22 protein-coding genes are annotated in these 23,486 nt (G+C 44.1%); 18 read left to right on the top strand and 4 right to left on the bottom strand.

The window, feature by feature from the left end:
- Window positions 1-32: 32 nt before the first annotated feature.
- Window positions 33-1,055, top strand: coding sequence for a dienelactone hydrolase family protein (locus CEF13_RS22170; RefSeq protein WP_102714079.1), 1,023 nt, complete (start codon window positions 33-35; stop codon window positions 1,053-1,055).
- 89 nt (window positions 1,056-1,144) lie between these two features.
- Here CEF13_RS22170 and CEF13_RS22165 read toward each other — a convergent pair whose 3' ends face one another.
- Complete coding sequence (locus CEF13_RS22165; RefSeq protein ID WP_166742757.1) at window positions 1,145-2,044, bottom strand: AraC family transcriptional regulator; 900 nt, start codon at window positions 2,042-2,044, stop codon at window positions 1,145-1,147.
- Window positions 2,045-2,204: 160 nt separating this feature from the next.
- On the opposite strand from CEF13_RS22165, the gene CEF13_RS22160 reads away from it, so the two are divergent.
- Window positions 2,205-4,325 carry a glycoside hydrolase family 52 protein gene (locus CEF13_RS22160; protein ID WP_102714075.1) on the top strand — a complete coding sequence of 707 codons (2,121 nt, stop codon included), beginning with the start codon at window positions 2,205-2,207 and terminating at the stop codon, window positions 4,323-4,325.
- 322 nt (window positions 4,326-4,647) lie between these two features.
- Here the strand turns inward: CEF13_RS22160 and CEF13_RS22155 are convergent, their stop codons facing one another.
- Window positions 4,648-6,261 (bottom strand): xylulokinase, encoded by a 1,614-nt coding sequence (locus CEF13_RS22155; RefSeq protein WP_102714073.1) that lies wholly within the window; start codon window positions 6,259-6,261, stop codon window positions 4,648-4,650.
- 436 nt (window positions 6,262-6,697) lie between these two features.
- Here CEF13_RS22155 and CEF13_RS22150 point away from each other — a divergent pair, with 436 nt between their 5' ends.
- The 4 genes from CEF13_RS22150 (at window position 6,698) to CEF13_RS22135 (ending at window position 8,668) form a co-directional block, all read left to right on the top strand.
- Window positions 6,698-7,744, top strand: a complete 1,047-nt coding sequence (locus tag CEF13_RS22150; protein ID WP_166742756.1) for an AraC family transcriptional regulator — start codon at window positions 6,698-6,700, stop codon at window positions 7,742-7,744.
- Window positions 7,741-8,118, top strand: a complete 378-nt coding sequence (locus tag CEF13_RS22145) for a VOC family protein (RefSeq protein ID WP_166742755.1) — start codon at window positions 7,741-7,743, stop codon at window positions 8,116-8,118. The genes CEF13_RS22150 and CEF13_RS22145 overlap by 4 nt, the downstream gene beginning before the upstream one ends.
- 35 nt (window positions 8,119-8,153) lie before the next feature.
- Window positions 8,154-8,291 (top strand): hypothetical protein, encoded by a 138-nt coding sequence (locus CEF13_RS22140; RefSeq protein ID WP_243864385.1) that lies wholly within the window; start codon window positions 8,154-8,156, stop codon window positions 8,289-8,291.
- A gap of 134 nt (window positions 8,292-8,425) precedes the next feature.
- Window positions 8,426-8,668, top strand: a complete 243-nt coding sequence (locus CEF13_RS22135; RefSeq protein WP_102714067.1) for a hypothetical protein — start codon at window positions 8,426-8,428, stop codon at window positions 8,666-8,668.
- 242 nt (window positions 8,669-8,910) lie between these two features.
- Here the strand turns inward: CEF13_RS22135 and CEF13_RS22130 are convergent, their stop codons facing one another.
- A complete protein-coding gene (locus tag CEF13_RS22130; protein WP_102714065.1) occupies window positions 8,911-9,984 on the bottom strand; it encodes an alpha/beta hydrolase in 1,074 nt (357 codons plus the stop codon).
- A 485-nt stretch (window positions 9,985-10,469) separates the two neighbouring features.
- Between CEF13_RS22130 and CEF13_RS22125 the strand changes: the two genes are divergently transcribed.
- From CEF13_RS22125 to sigJ, 10 genes are all read left to right on the top strand, one after another.
- The gene (locus CEF13_RS22125; protein WP_102714063.1) at window positions 10,470-11,600 is read left to right on the top strand and encodes an ROK family protein; all 1,131 of its coding nucleotides are present in this window, start codon (window positions 10,470-10,472) and stop codon (window positions 11,598-11,600) included.
- Window positions 11,601-11,619: 19 nt separating this feature from the next.
- Window positions 11,620-12,345 (top strand): 6-phosphogluconolactonase, encoded by a 726-nt coding sequence (locus CEF13_RS22120; RefSeq protein WP_102714061.1) that lies wholly within the window; start codon window positions 11,620-11,622, stop codon window positions 12,343-12,345.
- A 102-nt stretch (window positions 12,346-12,447) separates the two neighbouring features.
- Entirely contained in the window at window positions 12,448-13,833 is a 1,386-nt protein-coding gene (locus CEF13_RS22115) for a family 4 glycosyl hydrolase (protein ID WP_102714059.1), read from the top strand.
- Between the two features lie 166 nt (window positions 13,834-13,999).
- Window positions 14,000-14,722, top strand: coding sequence for a Stf0 family sulfotransferase (locus CEF13_RS22110; protein WP_102714057.1), 723 nt, complete (start codon window positions 14,000-14,002; stop codon window positions 14,720-14,722).
- A 601-nt stretch (window positions 14,723-15,323) separates the two neighbouring features.
- Window positions 15,324-15,890, top strand: a complete 567-nt coding sequence (locus tag CEF13_RS22105; RefSeq protein ID WP_102714055.1) for a TetR/AcrR family transcriptional regulator — start codon at window positions 15,324-15,326, stop codon at window positions 15,888-15,890.
- A 118-nt stretch (window positions 15,891-16,008) separates the two neighbouring features.
- Window positions 16,009-17,130 (top strand): ABC transporter permease, encoded by a 1,122-nt coding sequence (locus CEF13_RS22100; RefSeq protein WP_102714053.1) that lies wholly within the window; start codon window positions 16,009-16,011, stop codon window positions 17,128-17,130.
- A complete protein-coding gene (locus CEF13_RS22095) occupies window positions 17,130-17,837 on the top strand; it encodes an ABC transporter ATP-binding protein (RefSeq protein ID WP_102714051.1) in 708 nt (235 codons plus the stop codon). Before CEF13_RS22100 ends, CEF13_RS22095 begins: the two co-directional genes overlap by 1 nt.
- Window positions 17,838-18,166: 329 nt before the next feature.
- The gene (locus CEF13_RS29520) at window positions 18,167-18,292 is read left to right on the top strand and encodes a hypothetical protein (protein WP_279588849.1); all 126 of its coding nucleotides are present in this window, start codon (window positions 18,167-18,169) and stop codon (window positions 18,290-18,292) included.
- A 198-nt stretch (window positions 18,293-18,490) separates the two neighbouring features.
- Complete coding sequence (locus CEF13_RS22090) at window positions 18,491-19,792, top strand: phytoene desaturase family protein (protein WP_102714049.1); 1,302 nt, start codon at window positions 18,491-18,493, stop codon at window positions 19,790-19,792.
- The gene (gene sigJ / locus CEF13_RS22085) at window positions 19,770-20,633 is read left to right on the top strand and encodes an RNA polymerase sigma factor SigJ (protein ID WP_102714047.1); all 864 of its coding nucleotides are present in this window, start codon (window positions 19,770-19,772) and stop codon (window positions 20,631-20,633) included. Before CEF13_RS22090 ends, sigJ begins: the two co-directional genes overlap by 23 nt.
- 245 nt (window positions 20,634-20,878) lie before the next feature.
- On the opposite strand, the gene CEF13_RS22080 is transcribed toward sigJ, so the two are convergent.
- Window positions 20,879-21,481 carry a TetR/AcrR family transcriptional regulator gene (locus CEF13_RS22080; protein WP_208414396.1) on the bottom strand — a complete coding sequence of 201 codons (603 nt, stop codon included), beginning with the start codon at window positions 21,479-21,481 and terminating at the stop codon, window positions 20,879-20,881.
- A gap of 190 nt (window positions 21,482-21,671) precedes the next feature.
- On the opposite strand from CEF13_RS22080, the gene CEF13_RS22075 reads away from it, so the two are divergent.
- A complete protein-coding gene (locus CEF13_RS22075) occupies window positions 21,672-22,409 on the top strand; it encodes an SDR family NAD(P)-dependent oxidoreductase (RefSeq protein ID WP_102714045.1) in 738 nt (245 codons plus the stop codon).
- 54 nt (window positions 22,410-22,463) lie between these two features.
- A complete protein-coding gene (locus CEF13_RS22070; protein WP_102714043.1) occupies window positions 22,464-23,237 on the top strand; it encodes an SDR family NAD(P)-dependent oxidoreductase in 774 nt (257 codons plus the stop codon).
- The last annotated feature ends 249 nt before the right edge of the window (window positions 23,238-23,486 follow it).

The raw sequence follows: 23,486 nt of genomic DNA, 5'->3' as shown, positions 1-23,486 counted from the left end.
ATTAAACAATAGATAAGGTGGTTGAATGTACAATGTGGAATGGCGATTCTTTATTAAACAAGCTTTATAATGAAGCGGTTAGTCGGCATCAAGAACAATCAAGGAATGAGCTTCGAAATGTACGCAGAACAAAGCTTAGAGCTGCGCTGCGAGATGTAATCGGTCAATTCGAGCCTAATCCCGGTCATGCGCCCAAGCTGCTTGAGCGTGTTCAATGTGATGGATATGTACGTGAACGGGTCGAGCTGTCGGCTACTCCTGAGCTGGCTTTCGCCGCGTATATACTCATTCCTGATGAGGCAAAGGGAAAATTGCCAGGCGTGCTGGCGATTCACGGTCATGGGTATGGCAGCCGGGAAATTGTCGGCTTGCTTAAGGACGGCTTACCGGCTGAAGCAGAGCCAGGTATTCATCAGCATTTCGCCGTACAGCTAGTGAAGCGGGGCATGGTCGTAATTGCCCCTGACGTCATCGGCTTCGGCGAGCGCAGACTCCTTTCTGATCTTGAGCTAGATGACAATGCGCCAAACTCATGCCACAAGCTGTCCACGCAGCTGATGATGCTTGGAAAAACACTTACTGGTTTGCGAGTTGCGGAAGCTCTAGAAGCCTTTCGCTACTTGACTTCCAGACCAGAGGTTAATGTGGATCGCATGGGACTTATGGGCTTCTCAGGCGGTGGATTGATAGGATATATTGCTGCTGTGCTGGAGGATCGGGTCAACGCGACGGTACTGACAGGCTTCGCGAATACGGTTAAGGACAGTATATTTGCAGTCCGTCATTGCTTGGATAACTACACGCCAGGCTTGCTTCTTCACGCTGAGCTGCCGGAATTAATCGGACTGATTGCTCCGCGTCCGTTATTTCTCGAATCAGGGGAGCATGATCCGATCTTTCCAGTAGCAGGCTTTCGCAAAGCTGCAGCGGAAATTCAGGCAATCTATGAAGCAGAGGGAGCAGGAGACAAGCTCGAATCCGATGTATTTCCAGGCGCTCATGAAATAAGCGGACGGTTGGCGTACGATTGGCTGAGGCGTACATTATGTTCATAAATGGGAATGGGAGCTGCACGTTTGTACCATTTCTATCATACAAAGAGGGATGCCGGCTCAAGCCGGCATCCCTCTTTGTATGATGTGCATTATTTGGTCAGCTTGCGAAAGGCAGCGGGCGAGAGGTTCATCCAGCGCTTGAATTGCTTGCTGAATTGCGAGATATCGCGATAGCCGAGCTGATAGGCAATATCTTCAATCGTCAGTTCTGAATTAATGAGCAGCAGCTTCGCTTGGCGAACGATCAGTCCCGTTAAATATTGGCGAGGCGTCATGCCGTACACTCGCTGAAATACTCTGTTGCAATAGGATGGGCTGTAGCCGAGACGCGAAGCCAGCTTCTCTATACTAATTCTATCCTCGGAAGATCGGTTGGCCGCATATGCGCTGCGCAGTTCTCTTTCTATCGATGCAGCAAGCGAAACCTCGTTCTCTGAAGCATCAATGCCGTGAACCTCTCCTGAGCCTTCCTCAATGGTCCAATTCGTCAGAGCAGACAGCATGAGGAATGTATCACTAAGGAAAGCCAGCTTGTCTAGATGGAGACCGGTCTGAGCATATTGCAAACGCTGAAGCAGTCTCTCCAATGTGCTTCGAATGGCAGCTGTTGAAGGATTGCTTGCGGGCAGTAAGGTCGTATGCATACCCATCAAGCTTCTGCGAAGCGTCAGGTCGTCAATATCGAAATGGAGACAAAAATAAGTCATGGCCATTTGGCTAGTCGACCCGCTGCTGCTGTGCAGAACGCCAGGTGGAATAAACAAGATATCGCCTACTTGCTGTACAAATTTGGTGCTGTCTGCAATCATCGTTTGATCACCCTCCAGCACCATATTCAGCTCGAACATCGTATGGTGGTGTTCAGGATAGCTCCATTGCGCATTAACAGCGCGTTTATGCGCTGCAACTATTTGGAAAGCAAATTGTAAATCAGGCGTCATGAGCTCATTAATGCTGTTCTCTCGCCCGACAGGAAGATGGTTTCTCATTGCAAATTCCTCACTAAATAGGATGAATTCAGTATAACATACCCTTGTTGCAGGACGGGTTCTGTTTTGTACAAATAAAGGTCCGTTATAACCCTGTTGGCTAAAGGGAATCGATCGTAAGATAGTAAGGATCATACTTAAAAAAGGAGCTGAAACTGCCTTGACGAAAAACCAGTTTTTTAATGCCCATCATTCTCCAATCGGTGCGTTCTCCAGCTTTACATTAGGTTTTCCAGGACCTTCGGGAGGGTTTGATATTGAGCTAGCAAGACCTCCAAGGGAAAATATATATATCGGTATCGAGCGTTTGGACGGAACAGGCTATGATACATTGCCGTTCCACGATGCGAAAGAAGAAGATGAAAGCAAACGTTACGATATTGAGAATCCAGATCCGTTCCCGGACAAGCCAAAGCTGCTGCATCCTTTGCCGCAGGAAGCGATTCAGCGTGATTTTCAGCTGACGACAGATACATGGCAATCGGGAGATTTGAGCTTCCGCATTTATTCGCAGGTTCGTGCAGTTCCAGATCCGTCGATCGCATCTGAAGCTGAACTGAAGGACAGCTTGATACCAGCCGTATTCGCTGAGCTGACTGTGGACAACAGTCGATCGGATCGCAAGCGCAGAGCTTTCTTTGGTTTCCAAGGCAGTGATCCTTACAGCTCTATGCGCCGTATAGTCGATATGAACGGCAAGGAAGGAATTGGACAAGGAAGGCATCTTGCGATCGTATCGGATGATCCGGCTGTTGTTTCGGCGCAGCACTTCAGTATGGAGGATATTCTTACCGCCGCGCTGCAAGAGAACTGGACCTTCGGACTAGGACCAGTCGGTACGTTGATTATGGATACAGAGCCTGGCGAATGCAAAACATATCGCTTCGCTATCTGCTTCTATAGAGCAGGTTATGTCACAACAGGCATCGATGCATCCTATTACTATACACGTTATTTCCCTAACGTCGAATCGGTAGCGGATTATGCCTTGACGCATTTCGATCGGCTGACTGCCGAGGCGGTTGAAGCAGGCACGCTGACCGAGCAGGACAACTTATCCGACGATCAGAAATTCATGCTCAACCATTCCATTCGCAGCTATTATGGCTCCACGCAGCTGCTCGATTATGAAGACCAACCGTTCTGGATCGTCAATGAGGGCGAATACCGGATGATGAATACATTCGATTTGACGGTGGATCAGCTATTCTATGAGTTGAAAATGAATCCATGGACAGTCAAAAATGAGCTGGACATGTTCGTGAAGCGATTCAGCTATGAGGATACGGTCCGTAAACCGGGCGATGAAACTGAATATGCCGGTGGCATAAGCTTCACTCATGATATGGGCGTGGCCAATGCAATATCACGTTCCGGTTACTCCTCCTACGAGCTTTACGGTATAGACGGCTGTTTCTCCCATATGACTCATGAGCAGCTCGTAAACTGGGTGCTGTGCGCAGCAACTTATTACGAGAAAACAGGAGATCAGAAGTGGCTTGCAGAAAATTTAGAAATTTTCGAGAAATGTCTGGTCAGCATGCTGAACCGCGATGATTCTAATCCAGAAAATCGCAACGGCATTATGGGTCTCGACAGCTCGCGCACGATGGGCGGAGCCGAGATTACGACCTATGACAGCCTGGACGTCTCGCTTGGGCAAGCACGAAACAATATTTATTTGGCAGGCAAAAGCTGGGCGGCCTATGTTGTAATGGAACGTTTATTTCTTGAAAATGACCGTCCATCCCATGCAGAAACAGCTGGCAGCCAAGCAGATAAATGCGCGGCAACGATTGTTAGCCACGTAACGAGTGAAGGTTATATTCCTGCAGTTATCGGAGAGAATAATGATTCCAAAATCATTCCGGCTATCGAAGGACTTATATTCCCTTATGTAACAGGCAATCATGCCGCACTTGAGCAGAATGGTCGATTTGGTGCATTCATAGAGGCTTTGAGTACGCATTTGAACTATGTGCTGCGTCCAGGTATTTGCTTGTTCGAGGACGGAGGTTGGAAGCTATCCTCTACGAGCAATAACAGCTGGTTAAGCAAAATTTATTTATGTCAATTTGTGGCACGCGAGCTCCTCGGCCTTACTTGGGACGAGAGCGGACAACAAGCGGATGCAGCTCATGTGGAGTGGCTGACGCATCCCGAGCTTTCCATTTGGAGCTGGAGCGATCAGATCATTTCTGGGCGAATTACAGGAAGCAAATATTATCCACGGGGCGTTACTTCGATTCTATGGCTCGAAGAAGGCAAGAAAAGAGCATAGTCAGACAAAAGCCGGTCATCCATTAGGGTGGCTGGCTTTTTTGTGTTTATTGCATAGTTTATTACAGATGCATCGATTTCAAAGTTGAAACTCTTTTTGTGGATATTTAAGCGGTGAAGAATAATCGGGGTGAACCGTACCATAAATAGTGGTAAAAACGGAGAGTTGAGCTTGTAGTTAATCTGAAAGATTGGAACATCACGGCGTAACCTTAATACTGAGCGACATGTTCTGATTAGTTAACAAGAGTGACCGAACAAGCTTATTCTTGTTCGGTCACTCCCATTCTGGACTTTCACCGTAGAGATGACGCTCACGCTTCTTATTTCTTCCAATTTTCCACAAAATGATCTACCGCTGCCTGCTCAATTGCCAGCCCTTCCGTGTAACGCTCCATAAACAAGGCAAAGCCATTCACATCTGCGCTGTCAGGACAAACCTCTTGTCCTTCTGCATCATTGAAAACTTTAGTGGTAAGGTAATCAGCCAAGCCCTCGTGTTGCTCCTTATTAACCATGTAGGATGCCAAAATTGCCATCCCCCATGCGCCGCCCTCACCAGCCGTAGACATGACCGAAACAGGAACATTTAGTGCTGCGGCACACATTTTTTGACCGACTAGCGGCGTTTTGAACAATCCGCCATGCGCCAAAATACGGTCAATCGTTACATTCTCCTTCTGTGTCAAAATATCCATTCCGAGCCTTAGTGCAGCAAACGCGGCAAACAGATGTACTCTCATAAAGTTAGCCAGATTGAAGCGGCTTTCTGGGGAACGAACGAACAGCGGACGACCTTTTGCAAGCCCGGTAATGTTCTCGCCTGAATAGTAGCCGTAGCTCAGCAAGCCGCCGCCATCAGCATCTGCTTCCAGCGCTTTGTTGAACAGGACGCTGAATAACTGGTTCATATCGGGCTTCAGCCCCATTGCTTCATAAAATTCACGGAACAAGCTGAGCCATGCATTAATATCGCTGGAGCAGTTGTTAGCTAGAACCATGCCGACAGGGCTGCCATCAGGTGTAGTCACGATGTCAATCTCAGGGTACACCGTGGTTAAATCTTTCTCCAGTACAATCATGGCAAAAATCGACGTACCTACGGAAATGTTGCCGGTACGCTTTTTGACACTATTCGTAGCGACCATGCCTGTTCCGGCATCGCCTTCTGGAGGACATAGCGGAATACCTGCTTGCAGGCTGCCTGATGGATCTAATAGTTGGGCACCAGCTTCATTGAGATATCCAGCATGTTCACCTGCATTATAAACTTTAGGTAAAATATCTTTAAGATTCCACGGGTAGTCTTTATCGGCAATTAAATCGGAAAACTGCTTCACCATATCTTCATTATATTGCTGTGCAGATTTATCGATTGGGAACATACCGGAGGCATCCCCCATACCAAGAGCCTTGCTGCCAGTCAACAGCCAATGAATGTAACCCGACAAAGTCGTAATATAATCTATGTTAATGACATGCTCTTCATCGTTCAAAATCGCTTGATACAAATGTGCGATGCTCCAGCGCTCTGGAATTTTAAACTGGAATTTCTCGGTTAGCTCCGATGCAGCTGTACCCGTTGTGGCATTGCGCCATGTACGGAACGGAACCAATAGCTCCCCTGCTCGATCAAGTGCAATATAGCCCTGCATCATGGCAGAACATCCGATTGATCCGATTTTTTGCAATGTTACGCCATAATTATTCTCAATTTCTTGCTTTAATTGGTGATAGGTTTCTTGCAACCCATTAATCATTTCATTGAGATGGTAGGTCCAATAACCATCGATCAATTGATTTTCCCACTCATAGCTGCTGGAACCGATTGTTTCAAAATTGTGATCAATCAGTACAGCCTTGATTCGTGTGGATCCAAATTCGATGCCAAGCGAGGTTTCTCCCCTGACTATCGCTTGTTTAATATTTTGATCCATAATGGCATTGCCCCTCTCTGAATTTGAAGTTAAACCGAATATAGCATAAGGGCATGAAGGTGTATAGCCGAGCTGAACGTTCAGCCGATCTTACAGAATCCTCTAAAAAAACAAACAATGCAACCTTTAAGGTTGCATAATTCGCCCTACGATAATGCTTTGATTTAATTAACAAAATATACGGCGGTCTTCCCTTGGAGTCAAAAAAACTTTTTAGCTCTGATAATAATGTTATCCTTCTTATCGCGAAGTAAGCCAAAAGCGAAGAATCGTAGGGGCTGGGGAGGAGGTCACTCGCCCAAAAAACATTTTTATGTCCCCTAAAGAGGAGAATTTGATACCATCAAAGAAGTGATATTGAACGAAATGATTGAGGCTACCCTGTCGAATTTCTTGCAACATGAAAATATTAAGCACTCAAGAGGAGGAAAGTTTTTTGAGGCCCATAAATGTAAATCTTCGGCAGGAGCATACTGCTATTATTAATAAACTAATCGAATATATCAACGAACATATTGAGAAGTCATTAGAATTAAAAGATTTGTCGGAAAAGGCCTTGGTTTCCCCCTATCATCTTCATAGAGTCTTTAAGTCTATTACAGGAGAAACAATACACGCATATGTAACCCGTATACGACTTGAAAAAGCAGCTAGCAAGCTTAAATATTATGAGACGATTGATATCAGTGAGATATCAAGACAATGCGGGTTTTCCTCAGTATCCATTTTCTCTCGTTCCTTCCGAAATCATTTTGGCGTTTCTGCTACAGAGTACCGCAACACTTATTCAATTAATAGCAACTTACGCAAATTTAATAGCAAGAATAATCAACTAGAATCGAAATGGCTTACCTATAATGAGGGTGGCACCATTGAATTAGAACCTAGTATTAAGATAAAACGGATGAAGCCCTGCTACATCGCTTACATCCGTACGAATGGGAGGGTTCTGGAGAAAACATTCGAAGAGAACCGAAAACACCTTGAGACGATGGGATCGATTTTCGACTGGGCCTGTCAGCATTCGCTCTGGAACCCATCTCTGTCATCACTTGTAAGCATCGAGTATCAAGACCCGAATGTATCTGGTAAGAAGTATTTGAGGTTGGATTGCGGTGTGACCCTTTCGAAACCGATAGAATCAAATGGTGAAATCGGGTGTCGACTATTCCCTGAAGCCCAGTATGCAGTTCTGCGTATATTTGACACTACTATGCATGCTAGAGAGAAAATAAAACAATTATGGGAAGAATGGCTGCCAAACAGCGGCTATTATTATAACAGTCGGCCTGTTATCATTCTTCATCAAAATAATCCTTCATGGGAACCTACACATCGATACCTAATAGATTACGCAATTCCCGTTAGTCCAAAACAGTACCCGGGGAAGAACCATTCACATTATCGTGATGAAATTAGAAAACCGTTTCCCCGTCCCGATTTGCCCAGGTTAACCCAACTATTTGAGGAGGAATTTTCGTGAACCTATTTTTTAACGGTAAGGTTGTCATCTGGCTGCATGTCAGCCGTTTTGAAGAGGCAGTAGAATGGTATAAGGAATATCTTGGGCTACCGTTGGCGGATAACATGGGAGATCTCGCTTTTTTTCGTCTAAACGACGATCAAACGAAGCTGGCTCTTGTAAAATCCAATCTGGAGAATCCGAAAACTCACGCAGTCCTCGATCTGCAATCGGACAATATCAAAAAGACGTATCAGTTACTTAAGGGACGAGGTGTTAGGGTAGACGACTTGGTGAATCCTTACTGGATTTATCATGAATTTCACTTCTATGATCTGGAAGGAAATAAATTGAAAATTCATGGATTTTCGAATGACTATATTGAACATGCTTAGATAAAATGTATCTGAAGGCATTACTGGGCGAACCGATGAAATTTAGAATTGAGAACAAGGAAGCATTTCAAGTGATTGGGATAACCAATCGAGTTACACCAATTGAAATGGTGAACATCCTGGTGTCGAACAAGTATGGAGATCAACAGATGATGACACGTACGCTGAACTGAAATCACTTAATAACGTGGAACCATTCGGAATTCATCATAGATAAAGGCGATATGGCCTGTGAGCTGTCTACGCCGGTAACACGGACTCAGATTGACTTTCACAAGGCATGAAGTATCTGGTAGGATCGCTTGCAGTGATATACGGAATGATCGCTGCTGTCGGCTTCGGCATTGCGTCCGTTGCACAGCCGGGTGAACTGGATTACGCAATGTTTCTGACTATGGTTTTCGGCTCGTTCATGCTCCAACTGGCGATCGGCTCGATAGTGTTTCTTTCACGCTTATCCGTTGGACAATCAGAGTCAATGGTATCTATTACATCTGGCGACATAACGATCGTATTACGACATTACGGCGGCATATATGACCTATTATGATAACAGTTGAAATTCTCCGTTAGTCGTACTTTAATCTGCGGTATTATATGCTCATACTCCTGTTATTCATGAAATTTTATTATAAACGTAAATGACCCGAAGAGGACACTGCAGAGTGGTCATCTCGGGTCATTTACAATTACATAATTTATGGATAGATAAAGTGTGTCAACGCCTATTGCACTGCCAAATGGACCTCGCGATGAAGTATCCGTTCATATTGTCATATTGCTCTGTATGCCTCATAAAAGTTTTTTCGTTACAACATTGGACATTAAATGATCATCACAATTTCTGAATGCCAATCGACTAAAATTGTAGGCACCGTTATTCCAAACATTGAAATCATGAAAACCATCATTAATAAGAACTTGATAATAATGATCGAGATGATTCCCCGCTTGGTGTACAAGCCCATCTATCGAATTTATATAGCTGTCATTTGCGATTCCGTCTTCATTGCCGCAGGTGGTATATAGCAAGTGAAGCTTATAAAAGCATGAACCGAGACTGGCTCCAAGAGTCTTGCCGTCACTCGACGTGGGAGCGTTCGAGAAAGCCCCCACATAATCGAACAAATCTATCATACCTGGTGCGAGAACAGTCTTGTCCAGCCCGTTTTTCCAAGGACTCTTTGTTTCAGTGAATAGCGTCGAATCATATCTGTAACCTCCAAGAATAAGATTCAGAGCTTGCATCCCTCCCATCGAAAGCCCGGCGATCGCTCTTCTCGTGCGGTTATATGTTATTCCCTCAGGTGATGTGTCTGTAATATCTGCGTAGGTTTTGTAGGTTGATTCTATAAATGGAATCAGATCGTATCTCAGCTCATAATCGAAGTAATAGAATCCCAGCATATTGGTACCCTCGGAATTGAAAGAGCTGTCCGTCCAGTCATACGCGCTTCTTCCATTGGGAAATACGATAATCAGAGGATCGATATCCCCGTTTGCGATGAGATTATCAAATATATTGCAAATGATGAATCGTCCATTGGCCTTACCGTTGCTGCTTAACCATTCATATTGATCCCCACCTACTCCATGAAGCAAATACAATATATTGTATCTGACGGCTGTGTCGTTTGGGGTATAGCCTGCAGGCAAGTAGACATTGCATTTTTTCAATATGTCATCTCCCGTAACGGTTTCTCTTCCTGCTTCACTGATATCGATGTTCCGATCTGTTACAAGCTGCCGAGTAAGATTAATATAGTTGCTCACTTTATAGGAAACCTCTTGAACCGTACCTTGAAGCAATTCATTAACTGGCTCTAGATATTCGTCAGGCACTTGCGTTACATTAAAGTTTTTCATGGATTATTATCGTCCCTTCAGTTATTAATTTTTTTCTCAGCAAGTAAGGATTAAAAAATCGCATTTCAATAGATCAATACTATCACGTCGATTTAGGGTCACGAAACCTTACAAATTTTATATCTTTGCCTATGATGTTAACGTCCTTGCATACGTGCTTGCGGCAAACCGGAAGTTATCCAAACTCGGTTCGGTCAAGCAGGAAGTAATGCGATAAAGTGGCAGTCGAGCGGTGAATGTGATGCAGAAGTGCAGCACATAGAGCTCAGAGTGGCAGTCGAACGGCGAATGTAATGCACAAGTGCAGCACATGGAGGGCGCATATAAGCCACAATATACAAAAAAGTAATAGACAGATCAGTCGGATGGGCTATAATAGTTTTATCGGTCGAATGGAGGCCATTTATTTTTCTTTAATTATTTAATAACATTTAATAATTAAGTTATATAATTTAATTAAATAAAATTCGAAAGGTGGTTACACGTTGAAGTCTTTTCTACCAAATGACATCAAGGATGAGAACAGAAAGATCATTTATGATATTTTGCTGGAGCATCCTGAATTAGCCAAAGTGGAGATTAGTGAAAAGACAGCCATGAGCTTTGTGACGGTCAGTAAAATTGTTAGTTTCTTCGAGCAAATCGGATTACTATCAGCAACTGGCGAAAGTCGTGAAGGATCGGGTGGGCTAGGAAGGAAACGGACCGTTTACCGGTTTAACGGGAACAGTTATGTATCCATAGGTATTCAAACAATAGGTGAGAAAATGACGGCCTTGCTAGTAAACCTAAAGAGCGAAATCATTGATTCCTATTCGATTGACAAGTCGATTCCATTCTATAGCGAAGCGTTCGCAGAGCTGGTCGAAGATATTGTTGCACGTATGAAGAACAAGGCCATAGAAACCAATAGTACGATTGTGGGCTTAGGCATTGGTGTGGACGGAGCTATCAATACCCGCAACAAAACAATTCGGATGAGAACGCAGGGCAATCAGGAAGAAGACTATCATTACGAAGCAATCCTCGACAATATAAGGAGCAAGGTTGATTTACCGATTATACTTGAGAATGATGTAAACGCATCCATCCTGTCTGAGTTCCAGAAGCTGGAGAATGACGAGGAAGCACCTACCGATCTTATTCACATCGCGGTCGGTGAAGGCGTGGGTGCAGGAATCATGATCAATAAAAAGCTGCATCGGGGAGTTAGTGCCAGCGCGGGAGAATTGGAGTATATGTGTTTTGATCCGGACTTCCAAAAGACACCTTCCTCTGTTGGCTGGTTGGAAAGCAAGCTTGGTATTCACAGTTTATTAGATAGGTACGATCTTGGTAGGGAAGAAAATGTCGCTGAATGTGTTGAATATACCGCCAGACACCTAGCGTTGGTCATTACGAATATGATCAGTATTCTGGATATTAATAGGGTTGTGGTCAGCGGCAAAACGATAGATCTGTTTCCGGAGCGATTACTGAGCCGTATCAGACACTATGTCGAACAATATACCGAGTGGAAGCCAACCATTACATTTAGCGATTCCCGGCACTCGGCGGCGATCGGGGCAGCCATTCTGGTTCTGCAGCAAGAAATGAATACGGTGCTGTCTGCCTAACAACAAGGAGTGAACGATAGTGATTCGAATCTTTGACAGCGAAGAGGAATTAGCCAATGCGATTGCCGACAAAATGCTAGAGCATCTCCATAACGATGTCCAACCGGTCTTTTGTTTGGCTTCTGGAAGCACACCACAAATAAGCTACAGGAAGTTTGCCGATCGTGCCCGTGAGGAATCACGGCTCAAAGAGCTGCGGATCGTAAGTCTGGATGAGTGGATTGGTATAGACAGAAGCAGTGAAGGCAGCTGTTACCAGATGCTGAATCGGGATCTTTTCTCGCATATTCCGTTGAACAATGCCAGAATTGAATTTTTTGAAGGTACGAGTGCGGATCTGCAGCAGGAATGTGCAAGAATTGACAGCTTTATCGAGGATCATCCGATAACATTCAGTCTTATGGGAGTGGGGATGAATGGTCATATTGGCCTAAATGAGCCAGGATATCCTGTACTTTCCCGGAGTAGTTTAGTGGATCTCTCCGCCACTACAAGAGAAGTCGCACAAAAATATTTCCATAATTGTACGGTACTCGATAAAGGGATTACGCTGGGACTAGGCCAGGTGGCAGCTAGTGAACGGGTTATTGTGGCCATCACAGGAAGGCACAAGGCAGACATTGTCAAAGAGCTTTTGACCAACCCTGAAGCCAAGCTTCCAGCACAAGAGCTGCTCGGTCACGATCACATTGATTTCTACTTGAATTCGGAGGCTGCTGCTTATATAGAGATAGATCGGAAGTAAACATTGAGGAGTAAAAATCATGACTGACTGCGTTCAGGCCGGATACCGGAATGCTAGGAGCGGGCTATATCGCCCTAAAAAAACCAAAGGGGACTAATAACCATGAGAAAATTGAAGATCGCATTAATCGGAGCGGGCAGCGTTTCTTTTGCCTTGGGCGCGCTACAGGATATGGTATTGTCACCGCGCTTTAAGAATGAGGTAGAGCTTGAAATCGCTCTAATGGATATCGATCAGGACAATGTCAACCGGACATATCGGTATGCGTCTGAAATGTTCAAAGCCTTTAACCACAACGCCAACCTTTGGCAAACAACGAATCTGGAAGATGCGCTGACGAAGTCAGACTTTGCCATTGTCGCTATTGAAGTAGATCGCTATTTTTACTGGTCACAAGATTTCCATATTCCTCGCCGTTTTGGAAGCAAACAGATTTATGGAGAAAATGGCGGTCCCGGATCGATGTTCCACACGCTTAGAAACTTGGGACCTATGCTGGAAATTGCCCGTATGATGGAAAAAGTGTGTCCGGATGCCTGGTTTATCAATTATACGAACCCGGAAGCTAAATTGGTTGAGGCAGTGTCAAAGCTGACTTCGATTAAAATCGTAGGCTTATGTCATGGATTAGACATGGGAATTGACCAGATCGCCGAGTTCTTGGAAAGAAAGCCGGAAGAGATCGGGGTTGAAGGCGGGGGCTTAAATCATTTCGGATTTTTTACGAAAATTTGGGATAAGGCGACAGGTGAGGATTTGTATCCGCTGTTCCATGAGAAGGAAAAGCAGGCAAACCGCTTGGCGCAGTTCGATCATATGGCACTGTCCAGGACAATGTACCATACCTATGGTTACTACCCATATCCGGGTACTAACCACTGCGGCGAATATGTTTCCTACGCAGAGGATTTCTATGCAGGTCTGTCGCTACAATACCGTTATAATCCCATCAAGGAAAAGCTATGGGATAAGGACTCGCGAACACCTGAATTTGTTTATAGTGCGAGTGGTAATACGTTGGATAAAGGCCTGTTTGCCAACATCCATACACAGGAATCATGGGTAGAACAAGCTTACACGTTTAACCGGGAAACAGTTCAGGGCAGCAATGAATACGCCATTCCGATTATAGAAGCTATTTTCTTCGATGATGAAGTTCAGATCAATTCTGTAAACCTGCCGAATAAAGGGGCAATTAAAGGGCTTCCCGACGATATGGTAGTAGAGACACAGGCGATAGTGAATGGAAGAGGCATTACCCTGAAGCCTATGACCGTGGAGCTGCCGACTGCGATTATTGGAACTATTCATATTCAGGGAACGATCCATAAGCTGCTGCTGGAAGCCTTCGAAGAGAATTCGAAGACTAAGCTGCTGCAGGCTGTTCTCCTGGACCCGCAAGCACCGACTTACTATCAGGCTTGTGCCATGATCGATGAAATGTGCGTGCTGCAGAAAGACATTCTGCCGAAGTTGGAATGGAAATAGAGTAGATAAAAAGTCACATTGGATTCATTTCTAATGTGGCTTTTTGTGTATAAAATAGTTCTAATTGTTTGTTACCTATAATCAAGTTATTCCTGTTGTTATAATTACGTTCATCATCATTGTTTTAATGGATTTGGCTTAAATACGTAAACGAGGAGGAAATACGATGAAACCTAAACAAAGCTATACGATTTGGTTTTCGCAACGCACGGGCAGCACTCTATTAAACTATGCGCTTTCATCCACCGGAGTAGCTGGGGATCCTTGTGAATGGATCACTTTTAGAGACCCAAAAACAATTAGTAAAGTGGAGGTTGAAGCCATATGGAAAGATGGTACAACTTCAAATGGGGTATTTGGGATGAAAACATGTCTGTCCCCGGATTGGATTCATGGATTTAGACAGCTTTATGAATTGCCTGAAACAGCCACTCAAGCAGAAGTATGGCGTACAGCTTTTCCAAATTGCAATAAACATATATGGATGACCCGAAGAAACAAAGTACGATTGGCTGTTTCTTGGTGGCGCGCAATCGTATCTGGGGAATGGCATAGAAAATTTGGTGAAAAGCCGCAGGAGCATGATATTGCCGATAAGTATAATTTTGACGCGATTAATCATTTGTTAACAGAATGCTCGATTCGTGAAGCTGCCATGGAACAATTTTTCTCAGAGGAGGGTATCGTACCGCTAACGATTGTTTATGAGGATTTTATACTGGATTACGAGGGAACGGTCATGAATGTGTTAGCGTACTTAAATATTCCTTCTGACAACGTTAATATATCCCCGCCATCATTTGACCGAATAGCAGATGATATTGCTGAGCAATGGGTGCAAAGGTTTCGGGTAGAACGCCAGAAGGGATGGGAGAATATCGGTTGGTGACGAGTCGATGCCTATTTCTGGGTATGATTTAATGATGCATCTATGCTTGCTTATCCGTCTTTGCTATTTTTGATGGTTTATTTTAGTAAATGTGGTGTATTCTTATCTTTAGTGAGACTTTAGGATATAACGGATCCTACCAATCATGTTATTTACGTAGCAGAATTGGATACTGAACTGATTGGTTGGATTCACGCTCAGGTTCGTTTTTTGATCGAATCACCTCCATTTATTGAGATCGGTGGTCTTGTTTCGGCAATGCCAATAAACATATGCTATACTGATAATAAATAAAAATCAGAGGTAGGAATTCTTTTGAATTTACGATATTAATCTATTACGTGATGATAACTTTTAAGGTAGCGTCAACAATTTTGTGTAAATGAAAAAAACTTCTCTTGTAGAAGACTGCGTTAGTCCATGGTGGTGAACATGGCTTGGAGTTCAGCAAGTGCTTGATCAAAGCCAATATGACAGCGTGTAGCGAAGTTGTGTGGTAACTCAATTCTACAAGAAAGGGTCTTCCTTTATCTATTTACACAAAATATTTCATGCTCTCACTTCTAACACAGATATTATATGATGAAAAGGAAGAGATTCAGTGGGAAGAAAACAATCTTTTACTGAGACAGAGCTGCTGGATACGACAAAAAAATTAGTGCTTGAGCATGGCTACGACGGTTTTCATCTCAAGCTGCTCTCACAGCATCTATCCGGAGCCCGGAGCACTATTTATCAATATTACTCTAATAAAGAAGAGATAGTTGCTGCTTGTATGAAGCGCGTAATAGCAACGGTATTAGAAAATTCATCAGCAATTGATGAGACTGATCCTATGGATGCTCTCGAGCAGTTACTTCTCATTTACGTAGAAGAATCTACGCTCCATCAACTTCTAGGAGATGCAAGTAAAATTAATACTACTAATTCTTCTGCAGCAGCGAGAGATCTTGAATTTATTGAGGAAGCACATATGACCCTTAAAATTCAATTATCACGCTTGTTTGAACGCGCACAACAGGATAAAGACCTGCGGCAAGATATCCCATTGCCTGTACTTATTGGTGTTTTTTTTAACTTAATTAATACGCCTAATATGCTGAATATCCCTACGCCTGATTGGGGAAAGCTGTTGTTTCAAATGTGGATCGGGGGAGCTAGGAGATAGCCTCAGTCTTGGAATTAATTTGACACAAGTGTCATTTATGTTATTTAATTAATGAGACAAGTGTGAAAGTGTTATGAAATTGACACTAGTGTCAATAAAATAAGGAGTTGAAAAGAAAATGTTTTTAGCTATGAAGGAATTGTTGCATAGTAAAATGAGATTTTTAATGATCGTCATTATTTTTGTACTAATAGCTTGGTTGGTATTCATCTTATCAGGTTTGGGGAATGGATTATCTACGCTAGCTGCGTCAACATTCAAGACAATGAAGGCTGATTATGTCGTCTTTGAAGAAGGGTCACAGTCATCAATGAGCAAGTCGTTACTGTCTGATCAATTGATGACGGAAGTGGAGCTGCTACCAAATGTGAGTGCTGCCGCACCCATGGGAACAACGATGGCAACGGCGCTGAAGGAGCAAAGCACCAAGAATGAAGATAAGGTGGACATAGCGATTATAGGAATTAACCCAGGAAGCTTCTTGGAACCGGCTATCGTAGAAGGGGAAAGCCTATCTTCCGGGAACCCTACAGGTGTCGTGGTGAATTCAACCATGAAGGATGAGGGCTATAACATTGGTGACACTTTTCAGTTAGATGGAACGACGGAATCATTGACGATTATCGGATATGTCGAGAATCAGACCTATAACCACGTTGCATCAGTATTTACTCCAATGGCTGAATGGCGGAAGATTACCTTCGCGGCTCCGGGTTCGGATAAAGGAGTTGCAGGGCCTGTTAATGCGATTATGTTACAAGGCAAGGATATCGATCCAGATTTAATTAATAGTAAGCTATCAAATACGGATACGGTTACCCGAGCGGCAGCCGTTCAAGGAATGCCAGGGTACAAAGAAGAGAACGGTACTATTTTAATGATGCTTGCATTTCTGCTCGCTATTTCCGCATTCGTGCTTGGGGTTTTCTTTTATGTAATTACGATGCAGAAGACCAACCAGTTCGGCATTATGAAAGCTATTGGTGCTAGTAACAGATTTTTGGGCAAAGCTATTGTATCACAAGTGTTTGTGCTTTCGCTGACTAGTATTGTAGTTGGAATCTTACTGACTTATGGAACAGCTGCCATTATGCCGAAGGGTATGCCATTCAAGCTGGAAACTAGTCTTGTCGTCACGTATTCTGTTATCTTGCTAATTATCGCTATGTTAAGTTCGATCGTATCTGTTCGCAAGATTACAAAGATTGATCCGCTCAAAGCGCTCGGGAGGGTTGAATAATGACTAAGGGATTGCAAATGAGTGAAGTCACAAAGTATTATGCCGAAGGAAGCAATCGGATTGCGGCACTCGATCATGTGTCAATATCAGTGGAGCCGGGTGAGTTTGTTGCTGTAGTTGGACCGTCCGGGTCTGGTAAAAGTACGTTCTTATCCATTGCTGGAGCGCTGCTTAAGGCCTCCGAAGGAGATGTTAAGCTGAATGGGTATAATATCTCTACGCTTACTGCGAAGGAACTATCTAATATAAGGTTACGAGAAATCGGATTTATTATGCAATCATCGAATTTGGTTCCCTATTTAAATGTTATTGATCAATTGCTAATAGTCAAAAGGATGTCGGGAAAGGCTAAAAGGGAGGATAAGGAATTCGCTATTAAGTTGCTGGAAGAGCTGGGTCTGGGCTCGAAGTTAAAAAGCCTTCCGGAAGAGCTATCAGGTGGTGAGAAGCAACGGACAGCGATTGCTCGTGCTTTAATTAATAATCCCAACATCATCTTGGCGGATGAGCCGACAGCAAGTTTGGATACCAAGCGCGCCCATGAAGTGGTCAGTTTAATTGCGCATGAGGTGAAGTCACGCCAGAAAGCGGCGATTATGGTTACCCATGATGAGCGTATGCTTGAATATTGCGACAAGGTATACCGGATGGAAGATGGGAAATTGTCGTTGGCTGAATCGTCAAGATCAGGGGTAGCCCATGTTTGAGTTCTTTCTTTTCCTTCATCTTACAGCACTTTCCTTCTGGATTGGTTAAGTGTTACCGATTGCTGCTAATGAGAAAACAGATTTAATACTCCTCATCCGGACGGTGGATGGCAAGTTAGGGGAAAGGGCAATGACCCATAGAGCCCCAAACAATAACATTCAGTCAGACTAGATTAAAGGCACCCGATTTCGGGTGCCTTTTGATGTCGCCCTACAGATGGTACAGACAAACATATCACAAGTTGGGAGAAATATTGCTAGGGGGTATACCCAAATTTCGCTCTTTAGATGTTACGGTGAACCGTATCATAAGTGAGGCGAATTCTCAGATGAAGGTTGAATTCTATGATCGTGAGCGAATTGCAGGATGGGTTCGTACTCATCCGGCCAGCCGGTCTTTCAACCTTCAACAGATGAGAGAACCCGAGGATGTAGCGGATTTGCCGCCTTTCTAGCTTCGTCGGACAGCCGTTGGGTTACCAGAGAGTTACTTGATGCTAGCGCCCCTGCTAATTACTAAAACATCGGGTCTCCTGATGTTTTTTTGTTATTCACTTCTCCGCTGTTATTTAATTTTCACAGTTTCTTTATTAGTGTCACATTATGCATCCCTTTCCCGTCATACTGGTACAAAATTGAAAGGAATGATTCCGATGTTGAAATATGAAGTAGCAGTTGTGGGTGGAGGAGTAGCGGGGTTAACAGCAGCAATCTATGCAGCAAAAGCGGGAAAACAAACGATTGTGATTGAAAAACAGGATCGCTTGGGAGGTCGGGCCGTTTCCAATAAGATAAAAGGGGCTTACTTCAACTTAGGCGGTCATGCCTTGTATCATGGAGATGCGCTTGCAACGTTCCGTGAATTAGGTCTGCGCCTCCAAGGTAATCAACCTTCGATCGATGGGTATGGGATATGGAAGGGGAAATTGCTTACGATGCCGATGGGCTTTAAATCTCTGCTCACCACCTCTCTCTTATCATGGAAAGGAAAGGTTGAGCTGGCTTCTTGGCTCGCGAAATTCGGAAAATTGGATACCCATCGCTATGATCAAATCAGTCTTCGTGATTGGATTGAAGGCAATTTGCATGATCCCATGGTACGGAATTTATTCTACGCGTTGCTGCGAACGGCAAGCTATGTGGCAGCTCCAGACATGCAGGCTGCGGGACCGGTGTTGCAGCAACTCCAACATTCGCTTCAAGGCGTGTTGTACCTGGATCGAGGGTGGGGGGCCATAATCGATGAACTCAGAGAAATTGCAGCTAAACATGGGGTAAGGATGTTGACGAGCAGCAAAGTCGTTGCAATCGAGCACCGAGATGGAGCCGTACAGCATGTTAGATGCGAAGATGGTACGCTAGTCGAGGCGAAACATATCATCCTCACCGCTCCTCCTGCCGTCGCCCATCAATTGGTGCTGAACGCGGAAGCAACCGCGCTTCATGCTTGGAGAGAACAGGCCATCGAGATCACTGCCGCTTGTTTGGATGTTGCTTTGCGACGTCTTTCGAAACCGAAACAGCAATTCGTTTACGGGATCGATCAAACGATCTTTCTCAGCAATCAATCCCGCGCGGCCTACCTGAGTGATGATGGCGCTCAAGTCATATCCGTGATCAAGTATCAAGGAGAGGAGAAAAATCCAGATAAGGATTTACATGATTTAGAACAAACCCTAGATTTAGTACAGCCGGGTTGGCGGGACGAATTGGTTGCGAAGCAATATCTACCTCATATTACGGTTTGCCATGATTTCTTGCATATGAGACGTCAGCATCAGCCGGGGCCCGCTGTTCCGGAGATATCCGGATTATATGTGGCAGGAGAATGGGCATCGCACGGCGAACTTCTGGTCGATGCTGCGACGGCTAGCGCCAAAAGAGCGATACAGTGCATACTCGCTCGCGAGTATACGGAGAGGAAGCCCGAAAATGCAAATCGAAATATTGTATAAAACGTATCGAACTCCGCTTTTTTCGTTAGCTTATCGAATGCTGGGGAGTGTCATGGATGCGGAAGACATCGTACAGGAAGCGTTCCTTGCTTATGATCAACTGCCGGACACGGCAGCAATTCAAAATAAAAGGGCCTTTTTATATAAGATCGTGACGAATCGTTGTTTGGACCTTTTACGCTCATCCGCACATAAACGGGAACTATACATTGGACCTTGGCTTCCGGAGCCTTTGATTGGTCATGGGACACTGGACACAGATCCTTCCCAAGCTTACTTGCAACGCGAATCAATCTCAACGGCTTATCTGTTGCTTCTGCAACAACTGAACGCCGTGGAGAGAGCCGTATTTCTTCTCCGGGAGATTTTTCACTATTCTTATGACGAAATCGCCGAAATGATAGGAAAAAGCAGCGTGAATTGCCGTCAAATCTTCCATCGCGTCCAAAAGAGCATCCATTTCGATCTGGATCCAACCCCTTCTATTTCGGTGGCCGAAGAGAAAGTCAAAGATTTCGTCAACTCTCTCATGCAAGGGAATACAACGAGGCTTCTTGAATTAGTAAGCGAAAACGTCGTGTTTTATTCTGATGGCGGAGGCAAAGTCAGGGCGGCACGGCTTCCGGTTGCCGGCATAGATCAAGTCATCAAGCTGCTTCAGAACCTACTGAAAATGTACGAAGGAAAATATAGTTACGTTTACCTTACCGTGAATGGACTGCCGGGGATTCGAATTATTATAAGCGAAGATCTTCAATATATCTATTCGTTTGCTTTTAATAATAATCAAATCAAAACCATTTATTCCGTAGCAAATCCTGAGAAACTCAGACATCTATAGAACGATACGGTTAAACGGATCAATGAGAAGGGTACCTGATCGGGTACCCTTTCGCTTTCTCTCTATAATTGTTACGGTGAACCTTACCATAAGTAGGGCGAAATTCTAAGTGGAGTCGCTTAGGAGATTGCACGATGAACCCCATCAGGGTAATGAAGGTAATTGCTTAGCTATTTATCGCTTTTCATCTGCATCCCTGGTTCCGGCTGACTTGTCTTTTTATAATCTCTCGAAACCTCGCCTCGTTAATTTCCTACATACTTTACCGAGTACATATGTGTTTTGGTTAAATCAATTACCTCTTGGATAAACTCTTCTTTAGGTTCCCTGAAATCGATTTTGATCCAATTCAGAATAAGCCCGTAGAAGCCATAGGCGGTATAAAGCTTAAAGTAATCCATATTTACGGGGATGTTATTGATCGTTTCGAAAACAAATTGCTCCATGTAGATCTTTAGAATGGTTTGCGGGAAAGCCGTATGCAGCCTTGGTAAAGTATCATCGTATTGGATAAGCTCGAAAAAATCATGGTGTTCATAAATGTAGGTAACGATATTGAAGGACAGGACGTTTAGTTTTGACGTATATACTTTTTGTCCGGGAACGTAGGGTTTGCCTACGGCATCCTCCAATCCCTGAAGCATTGAAGTGAGTAGTTGTTCAGCCAGTTCAAATTTATCTTGGTAATGGACATAAAAGGTGCTGCGATTATAAGCTGCATCATCTACAATGTCTTTTACAGAAATGGAATGATAACCCTTTTCTTTAATGAGATTGATAAGGGCAGTTTTCAAATGTTCTTGGGTTCTGCTTCGACGCTGAGATGTCACCATTTGTTCGTTATTCATGAAAAGTCTCCTTCACAAAAAAAGACATTATTACGCTATGTGTCTACTAAATCGACATTTCAGTCTATCTTGATGATTGGTTAACTGTGAGGAGAAGAGTACAATTAAGTTGTGAACAAAATAGCACAATTATTCACGTGATACGTGATAAATGAGCGCTATTAATAATATTGTACTGGAGGAATCAACGATGGGCAAATTGCAAAACAAAGTAGCCGTGATTACTGGGGGAGCATCGGGAATCGGTGCAGCAACAGCGCGTTTATTTGTTTCAGAAGGAGCAAAAGTGGTTCTTGTTGATTTAAATGAAGAAAAAGGTAAGGCGTTCGAGAGCGAACTAAAGGCGCAGAATGCGGAAGCGCTATTCGTCAAAGCAAACATTACGAGCGAAGAAGAAGTAGCGAATATTTTCAAACAAACGGTAGAAGCTTTCGGCAAAGTTGACGTCGTATTCAACAATGCAGGGATCGGGCGCGTTCATCCTTCGCATGATTTGGAATACTCGGAGTGGCGCAACACGGTAAACGTTGACTTGGATGGCGTATTCTTAGTAGCAAGAGAAGCGATCCGCGAGATGTTGAAAACCGGCGGAGGCGCGATCGTCAATACAGCATCCATGTACGGATGGGTGGGTTCACCTGGTTCAGCAGCCTACAATGCAGCTAAAGGCGGCGTCATAAACTTAACGCGTTCGCTCGGACTTGAATATGCAGAACACAATATCCGCGTTAATGCATTGTGTCCAGGTTTCATTGATACTCCGATTATTCCGGAAGAGAGCAAGCAGGCTTTATCTGCGCTAACTCCGATGAAGCGCCTCGGCAAAGCGGAAGAAATGGCAAAAGCGGTACTGTTCTTGGCTAGCGATGATTCCTCTTTCATGACGGGCAACAGTCTGATTGTAGATGGCGGCTATACAGCTCAATAATAAAGTCTATGGCATCGAGACAAGATACACTTACACTCACGGGAGGGAATACTCATGAGAAAATTTGAAGGCAAAGTCATCGTTATTACCGGAGCAGCAGGCGGGATTGGGAAAGCAACAGCCAAAAAACTTGCAGAGCAAGGAGCAAAACTTACCTTGGTGGATTTGAACTTGAACGCAGTACAACAGGTTATTTCTGATCTTGGCCTTGATGATTCAAGTGTCGTCGCTCTTCAAGCTAATGTTGCCAAGGAGGAAGAGGTTAAGGCCTACGTCGATGCAACTGTTGAAAAGTTCGGCAAAATCGACGGTTTCTTCAACAATGCAGGAGTCGAAGGTACGACCGCAAATGTAGAGGATTATCCTACGGAAACGTTCGAGCTCGTTTTTAATGTCAATGTCAAAGGCGCATTTCTAGGTCTAAAATATGTGGTACCTGTCATGAAGAAGCAAGGATTCGGAAGTATCGTGAATACAGCCTCGGGGGCAGGGCTAATCGGTTCTCCTGGGTTTGTAGGCTATAACAGCTCGAAACATGCAGTTATCGGAATGACGAAGGTGGTTGCATTAGAGGCGGCTCCGTTCGGCGTTCGTGTGAACGCTGTGGCTCCTGGCGTAATTAATACGAAAATGATGCGCAATATTGAAAAAAATACAGTTCCCGAGGATACCGAAGGAGCAAGAAAAGCATTTGGCGCTGCAGTACCTTTGGGAAGATACGGCGAAGCGGAAGAAGTAGCCAATGTAGCACTTTTTCTGCTGTCCGACGACGCCTCTTACGTGTCCCAATCCATTTACACGGTAGATGGCGGCCAAATAAGCCAATAAACCCCCCAAGCCACTAATATTCTGATAAAGGACCATCCACTTGGATGGTCCTTCTTTTTAATTTGACTCTTGCGAATTGACATTTTGTGCTTATATATACTCAGTTACAACTAAAAAAAGTCAACAGCTTCTGCACACAAAGTACACACGATGTACACAGGACTACTCTATACTGAGTCTTGAAAGTACAAACGGAGGTGTTGTGTGCATAATAGTATAAGAGTATTCATGTCCATACTAATATAAAGA

This window comes from Paenibacillus castaneae, from assembly GCF_002884445.1.
GTDB lineage: Bacteria > Bacillota > Bacilli > Paenibacillales > Paenibacillaceae > Pristimantibacillus > Pristimantibacillus castaneae.
This window is presented reverse-complemented; position numbering and strand designations above follow the sequence as displayed.